Origin of the sequence: Micromonospora sp. NPDC005252 (assembly GCF_042872475.1) — a bacterium.
In the GTDB taxonomy this organism is placed as follows: Bacteria; Actinomycetota; Actinomycetes; order Mycobacteriales; family Micromonosporaceae; genus Micromonospora.
Genome location: NZ_JBIAKN010000001.1, coordinates 23,759 through 29,862, shown reverse-complemented (window position 1 = coordinate 29,862; position 6,104 = coordinate 23,759). Strand labels below are relative to the sequence as shown.

The 6,104-nt window shown below is 72.6% G+C and carries 8 protein-coding genes and 1 tRNA gene; 3 read left to right on the top strand and 6 right to left on the bottom strand.

Going from position 1 to position 6,104, the window contains the following annotated elements; translation table 11 throughout:
- Positions 1 to 128 precede the first annotated feature (128 nt).
- Positions 129 to 215, bottom strand: a tRNA-Ser gene (locus ACFYPH_RS00125).
- A gap of 75 nt (positions 216 to 290) precedes the next feature.
- On the opposite strand from ACFYPH_RS00125, the gene deoD reads away from it, so the two are divergent.
- The gene (gene deoD / locus ACFYPH_RS00120) at positions 291 to 998 is read left to right on the top strand and encodes a purine-nucleoside phosphorylase (RefSeq protein ID WP_030328147.1); all 708 of its coding nucleotides are present in this window, start codon (positions 291 to 293) and stop codon (positions 996 to 998) included.
- Between the two features lie 151 nt (positions 999 to 1,149).
- On the opposite strand, the gene ACFYPH_RS00115 is transcribed toward deoD, so the two are convergent.
- From ACFYPH_RS00115 to ACFYPH_RS00100, 4 genes are all read right to left on the bottom strand, one after another.
- Positions 1,150 to 1,593 carry a nucleoside deaminase gene (locus ACFYPH_RS00115; protein WP_387179272.1) on the bottom strand — a complete coding sequence of 148 codons (444 nt, stop codon included), beginning with the start codon at positions 1,591 to 1,593 and terminating at the stop codon, positions 1,150 to 1,152.
- Positions 1,594 to 1,789: 196 nt separating this feature from the next.
- On the bottom strand, positions 1,790 to 2,317 hold the full coding sequence (locus ACFYPH_RS00110; protein ID WP_355064830.1) for a tRNA adenosine deaminase-associated protein: 528 nt from the start codon (positions 2,315 to 2,317) through the stop codon (positions 1,790 to 1,792).
- Positions 2,318 to 2,434: 117 nt separating this feature from the next.
- Entirely contained in the window at positions 2,435 to 2,602 is a 168-nt protein-coding gene (locus ACFYPH_RS00105) for a hypothetical protein (protein WP_167626078.1), read from the bottom strand.
- 112 nt (positions 2,603 to 2,714) lie between these two features.
- Entirely contained in the window at positions 2,715 to 3,104 is a 390-nt protein-coding gene (locus ACFYPH_RS00100; protein ID WP_354859353.1) for a hypothetical protein, read from the bottom strand.
- A 62-nt stretch (positions 3,105 to 3,166) separates the two neighbouring features.
- Here ACFYPH_RS00100 and ACFYPH_RS00095 point away from each other — a divergent pair, with 62 nt between their 5' ends.
- Both ACFYPH_RS00095 and ACFYPH_RS00090 read left to right on the top strand, forming a co-directional pair.
- Positions 3,167 to 3,928 (top strand): M23 family metallopeptidase, encoded by a 762-nt coding sequence (locus ACFYPH_RS00095; protein WP_355135882.1) that lies wholly within the window; start codon positions 3,167 to 3,169, stop codon positions 3,926 to 3,928.
- 29 nt (positions 3,929 to 3,957) lie between these two features.
- Positions 3,958 to 5,028 carry a PHP domain-containing protein gene (locus ACFYPH_RS00090; protein WP_387177773.1) on the top strand — a complete coding sequence of 357 codons (1,071 nt, stop codon included), beginning with the start codon at positions 3,958 to 3,960 and terminating at the stop codon, positions 5,026 to 5,028.
- A gap of 18 nt (positions 5,029 to 5,046) precedes the next feature.
- On the opposite strand, the gene ACFYPH_RS00085 is transcribed toward ACFYPH_RS00090, so the two are convergent.
- On the bottom strand, positions 5,047 to 6,036 hold the full coding sequence (locus tag ACFYPH_RS00085) for a DMT family transporter (RefSeq protein ID WP_355064824.1): 990 nt from the start codon (positions 6,034 to 6,036) through the stop codon (positions 5,047 to 5,049).
- Positions 6,037 to 6,104 lie beyond the last annotated feature (68 nt).

Below are 6,104 nucleotides of genomic sequence, written 5' to 3'. Positions count from 1 at the left end.
TTGTTTAGCACCACCCATACCTGTTCGTCTTTTATCTCGTGCCCTCCCCCCCGCGGCGCGCGCTGCCCGCCCCCCCCCCCGCGGCGGGGCCCCCCCCCCCCCCCCCCCCCCGCGCTGCTACTCACGAGCGGTGGCGGAGGGATTTGAACCCTCGGAGGGCGTTAACCCTCACACGCTTTCGAGGCGTGCTCCTTAGGCCGCTCGGACACGCCACCGCCGACGAGGGTACAGGACCGCCGGTTCGGACGCCGAACCGGTATCGCTCGGGCCGGCCTGGCAGGATCTTTGCCATGAGTACGCACATCGGCGCGAAGCCGGGCGAGATCGCCGAGCGGGTCCTGATGCCGGGTGACCCCCTGCGGGCCAAGTGGATCGCGGAGACCTACCTCGAGGGCGCCACCTGCTACTCGACGGTTCGCGGCATGCTGGGCTTCACCGGCCGCTGGAACGGCGTCGAGGTCTCGGTCCAAGGCTCCGGCATGGGCATGCCGTCCGCCTCCATCTACGCCCACGAACTGATCAACGAGTACGGCGTGAAGACGCTGATCCGAGTCGGTTCCTGCGGCGCCCTCAGCACCGACCTGCAACTGCGCGACGTGGTCGCGGCGATCGGGTCGTCCACCGACTCGAACATGAACCGGATGCGCTTCGACGGGCTGATCGACTACGCCCCGGTGGCCGACTTCGGGCTGCTGCGTACCTCGGTCGAGGTGGCCGAGCGGCGCGGCATCAGCATGCACGTCGGACCGATCCTGGCGGCGGACGCCTTCTACACCGACCGGCCGGACCTCTACGACACGCTCGCCGACTACGGCGTGCTGGCGGTGGAGATGGAGTCAGCGGCGCTCTACACGATCGCCGCCCGGTTCAAGGCCCGCGCGCTGACCGTGCTGACCGTCAGCGACCACATCAAGACCGGAGAGAAGACCACCTCGGAGGAGCGCGAGCAGACCTTCAGCCAGATGGTCGAGATCGCGCTCGACACGATCATCGCCTGATCCGTCCCGGCGGGGCGGTGTCACTGCCGAGAGCCGTATGACTCAGAGTCATAAATATTCCTCTGAGTCATACGGCTCATTGGCGCGCGGCCTCCCCCGGCCGCGCGACGTCCAGCCGGCGGCCGAAACAGCGGACGGGGGCGCGGCAGCCTCAGCGGAAGAAGGCGCGCAGGACGGCGGCGGTCTCGGTCTCCAACACGCCGCCGTAGACCTCGGGGCGGTGGTTGAGCCGGCGGTCGCGCAGGACGTCCCACAGGGAGCCGGCGGCGCCGGTCTTGGGCTCCCAGGCGCCGAAGACGACGGTGGAGATCCGGGCCAGCACCAGCGCGCCCGCGCACATGGTGCACGGCTCCAGGGTGACCACCAGGGTGCAGCCGTCCAGTCGCCACCGACCGACGCGCTCGGCGCCCCGGCGCAGGGCCAGCACCTCGGCGTGGGCGGTGGGGTCGCCGGTCAACTCCCGCTCGTTGCGCCCGGTCGCCAGCTCGCTGCCGTCCGGGCCGTAGAGCACCGCGCCCACCGGAATGTCATCGATCGCATCGGCACCCACGGAGGCGGCCGGGTCGGTGACGGCGACCTCCAGGGCCCGGCGCATCCACAGCTCGTGCCGCTGCCGCCGGCCGAGGTCACCCGGGTCGGCCAGCTCCTCGTGCGCGCCTGGCCCGGCTCGGCCCACCGCGCCGGGCGTCGGCTGCCCCGGCTGGATCGCCTCCAACAGCGGATCGGTGGCGTCGGCCGGCTCAGCGCCGCCCGCCGGAACGATCCCACCGCGTGCTGCCGACCCGGCGGGGTCAGACCTCACGCAACTCCTCGACCTCGTCGGCACATCCGAGCACCTCACAGATCTCGGCGGTGACGTCCGCCGGCAGCATCCCCTCGGTGCCGCAGAGCGTCAGCAGCTTCTGCGCCGAGATGCCCAGGTTGGCCAGCAGGTCGGCGTCGCCCACCGGGTCGGCCTCCGGATCGACGGCGGGCTGCTCGCTCTCGTCGTCGCCGCCGGCGGCCAGGCGGGGCTCGTCGTCGCCGTCCAGCCCGGTCACGGACGTCTTCAGGTCACCGACCAGCAGCTGACCCAGCCGGGACTCCTCGGCGAACGCCGAGTCCGAGCCGAACACCCGCAGATCCTCGCCCTCGTCGAGACGCAGGATCACCAGGTACGCATCGTCGGCCTCGACGAACAGCAGCGACACGTCGGCTTCCTGGTCGACGTCGCGCAGCCGGTCGGCGACCTCATCGATGTCGGTGGCGCCCCGCAGGCTGACCTCGGCGGCGGTCCAGCCACTGTCGTCACGCACCACGGCCGCAGCGAAGTACGACACGGTTCCCCCAAAAGCCCTCGGCACAGCGCCGACTCGTCAAGGGTGCACGTTAGCCGGTCGGGTCGGCAGGCGACCGGTCAACGCCCCGAGACGCCAGCCAAACCTGACAAAGTCGGATCAGCCGGCTACCCGACGGCGGGTGGCGATGAGCTGGCGCAGACGCTCGGTGCGCTGTCGCTGCGGCCGGCTGCGCTGGCGTACCGCCCGAGCGCCCGCCAACTCGGCGAGCAACTGGAGGCGGCGGCGGTTGCGATCCGGGTCCTGCCGCGGGGTGGTCCAGGCCATAGTGCCGAGGGTGCCGAGTCTCGACAGCCACGTCAAGACGGCGTTCGCTACGCAGCCAACCGGGCACGCGGCGCAGTCGTCCGCCCCCGGATCCGGGCCGGTCCGAACACGCTCACCACAGCGGCCAGTCACCGCTGGTCGCCCAGCGGACCGCCACCACGGCGGCGGCGATGCTCCAACCACCGGCGGTGACGATGGCCACCCCGGTGGCCACGCCGCGATCGCCGTAGCGGACCAGCACCAGAGCCGTCAGCCAGGCCAGCAGGCCGGCCACCACAGTCCACCACGCGTACCTGGCGACGTCGGTGCCCAACAGCCCGAACAGCAGCAGCCAGGCAGCCGCCGCGCCGCCGCCGGCGGCGACACCGCCGCCGGTCACCGGGTGCGGTTCGCGGTAGGTGGGTCTGGTCGGCGGCCCGGCCGGAAAGAGCCCCGACGGGGTACGCGACGCCGGGCGGGCGGGACCGGGATCCGGGACGGGGTCGGGTCGGGCGATGGTCATCGGCTGCCCTCCCCTCACGCGCGTCGCTCGTGCCCACGGTACCGGTCTGTCAGGATGACCGAATGCCCTCGCCGACGATCGGTCGCCGCGTGCGTCCGGCGTACCCGATCCTGCTGCTGCTCGCCCCGGTGCTGGCCGCCGGCTGCGCGACCACCCGGCCGGGGGTGCCGCCGGATGGCGCCGCGGCGTCGCCGTCGGCGGTCTGGGCGACCGGTGAGCAGCCGGCGGCGCCGGCGGCCACGCCGACGACCCGCCCGGCCAGCCCGACGCCGTCGTCGGCCAGGCCGTCGCCGACCGCACCCCGCGCCGGGCTCCGGCACGTCTTTCCGGTACGCGCCGACAACGTGGACTACCACACGACGCACGGGGCGTACCCGGCGACGGACGTGTTCGCCGACTGCGGTGAGCCGTTCGTGGCGGTGACCGACGGCAAGGTCCTGGAGGTGAGTCGTGTCGACAGGTACTCCAAGAGTGGGCCGCAGGGCCCGGACAACGGCGGCCTGTCGGTGTCGCTGCTCGGCGACGACGGGGTGCGCTACTACGGCTCGCACCTGAGCGTGGTCGGCGCCGGCATCGAGGCGGGGGTTCGGGTCCGTGCCGGGCAGCAGCTCGGCAAGGTGGGCCGCACCGGCAACGCGAACAACGTCTGTCACGTGCACTTCGGCATCTCGCCGCCGTGCACCGGCAAGGACGGGTGGTGGATCCGGCGCGGTGTGCTCTGGCCGGCGCGCTACCTGGACTCGTGGCGGCGCGGCGGCAACCGGGAACCCGCCGCCGAGGTGACCGCGTGGCAGCGCGAACACGGCTGCCCGAAGGCTCCCTGACGCGGCTCGTACGCACTAGGTTCGGTGGGATGAGCGCCCGGGACCCCATTGCCGATCTGCGCCGGATCGCGTTCCTGCTGGAGCGAGCGAACGAGGCCACCTACCGGGTGCGGGCGTTCCGTTCGGCGGCGAAGGCGCTGGCCGGCCTCCCGGCGGCCGAGGTGGCCGAGCGGGCCGGCAACGGCACGCTCACCGAGCTGGCGGGCGTGGGGGACGTGACGGCCCGCTGCGTGGCGGAGTCGCTGGCCGGCGAGGAACCGGTCTATCTGCGCCGGCTGGTGGCGACCGAGGGCAGCGACCTCGATGCCGAGGCCACGGCGCTGCGCGCCGCCCTGCGCGGCGACTGCCACACCCACTCGGACTGGTCCGACGGCGGCTCCCCGATTGAGGAGATGGCGCTGGCCGCGGTGGAGCTGGGCCACGAGTACCTGGTGCTGACCGACCACTCGCCCCGGCTGAAGGTGGCGCGAGGGCTGACCGCCGAGCGGCTGCGCCGGCAGCTCGACCACGTGGCGCAGGTCAACGCGGCGCTGCCGGAGGGCTTCCGGATCCTGACCGGGATCGAGGTGGACATCCTCGCCGACGGCTCACTCGATCAGGACGACGAGCTGTTGGCCCGGCTGGACGTGGTGGTCGGCTCGGTGCACAGCGGCCTCAAGGACGAGCGGGCGAAGATGACCCGGCGGATGCTGGCGGCGGTCGCCAACCCGCACCTGGACATTCTCGGTCACGTCACCGGGCGGATGGTGTCGTCCCGGCCGGCGGGGGTGACCGGCCCGGGTGATCGGGGGCACCGGGCGCGGACCAGGAACGAGAGCGACTTCGACGCGGACGCGGTCTTCGCCGCCTGCGCGGAGCACGACACCGCCGTTGAGATCAACTCTCGGCCGGAGCGGCAGGATCCGCCGAAGCGGCTGATCCGCCGTGCCCTGGAGGCGGGCTGCCGCTTCGCGATCAACACGGACGCGCACGCGCCCGGTCAGCTCGACTGGCAGCGCTTCGGCTGCGAGCGGGCGGCCCGCTGCGGCGTCCCGGCCGACCGGGTGGTCAACACCTGGTCGGCCGAGCAACTGGTGGAGTGGACACACGGCCGGCCCTGACCAGCGGCCCGGTCGGGGTCACCTACGGGCGGGTTCGGCGGCGGGCGCGGCGGGCGCGGCGGGCGCGCCGACGCCGACCACCGGGCGGGGCTTGCGACGGCCGAACAGGCCCTGCGCGACCGCGACCCCCAGCAGCACGATGAGCGCGCCGACCGGCTGGTGCCAGTTGAGCCGCTCGTCGAGCACCACGGCGCCGATCAGCACCGCGAAGATCGGAATCAGGTACGTGACGGTGGAGGCGGTGCTCGCACCGGCCACCCGGATGTTGCGCATGTTGATGACGAAGGCGAGCCCGGTGCCGAGCGCACCGAGGGTCAGCACACTGGCCACCACCTTCGGCGACAGCTCGGTGGGCAGCGGCGGCGCACCCGCGACGAACGGGGTGACGACGGCGAGCTGGACGGCGGCGAGCAGCAACTGCGCCGTGGACAGCGACAGGCCGGAGTGCGCGCTGCCAGCCACGAACCGCTTCTGGTACGGGATGGCGACGCCGTAGCAGGCGGCCGCGCCGAAGCACATCAACTGCCCGACGAAGTGCGCCCCGCCGATGCCCTCCCAGACCCCGAGCACCACGAGCACGCCGAGGAAGCCCAGCCCGAGGCCGATCGCGCGGCGCACGGTCAACCGCTCGGTGCGGAACACCAGCACCGCGAGCGGCAGCACGATCAGCGGCGTCGTCGCGTTCCAGATGCCGGCGAGCATCGACTCGACCCGCTGCTCACCGTAACCGAAGAGGGTGAACGGCACGGCCACGCCGAACGCGGCGACGACGAAGAGGTGCGCCCACACGCGGGGCTCGCGCGGCAGTCGGTCGCGCAGCACCGCGAGGACGACAAGCAGGGTCAGCGCGCCGGCGACGACGCGGTAGAGGGTCAGCTGGACGGGGTGCAGCTCGGCCACGCCGACCTTGATGAACAGGAAGCTGGAACCCCAGATGGCGGCGAGGGCGAAGAAGCCCGGCAGCCAGGCACGCAACGGCGCCTTGTCAGGAGCGATGTCGGTGGTCACTCCTGACAGTCTGCCGGACGGGTACGACAAAGTCCCGCGGCTTTCCGCCCTCTGGATCTGGCACCTGA

What these genes read in the sequence shown, in the direction of transcription:
- deoD (WP_030328147.1), top strand. Translation starts at nt 291, where the DNA reads ATGAGTACGCACATCGGCGCGAAGCCGGGCGAGATCGCCGAGCGGGTC.
- ACFYPH_RS00115 (WP_387179272.1), bottom strand. Translation starts at nt 1,593, where the DNA reads ATGCGCCGGGCCCTGGAGGTCGCCGTCACCGACCCGGCCGCCTCCGTG.
- ACFYPH_RS00105 (WP_167626078.1), bottom strand. Translation starts at nt 2,602, where the DNA reads ATGGCCTGGACCACCCCGCGGCAGGACCCGGATCGCAACCGCCGCCGC.
- ACFYPH_RS00100 (WP_354859353.1), bottom strand. Translation starts at nt 3,104, where the DNA reads ATGACCATCGCCCGACCCGACCCCGTCCCGGATCCCGGTCCCGCCCGC.
- ACFYPH_RS00095 (WP_355135882.1), top strand. Translation starts at nt 3,167, where the DNA reads ATGCCCTCGCCGACGATCGGTCGCCGCGTGCGTCCGGCGTACCCGATC.
- ACFYPH_RS00090 (WP_387177773.1), top strand. Translation starts at nt 3,958, where the DNA reads ATGAGCGCCCGGGACCCCATTGCCGATCTGCGCCGGATCGCGTTCCTG.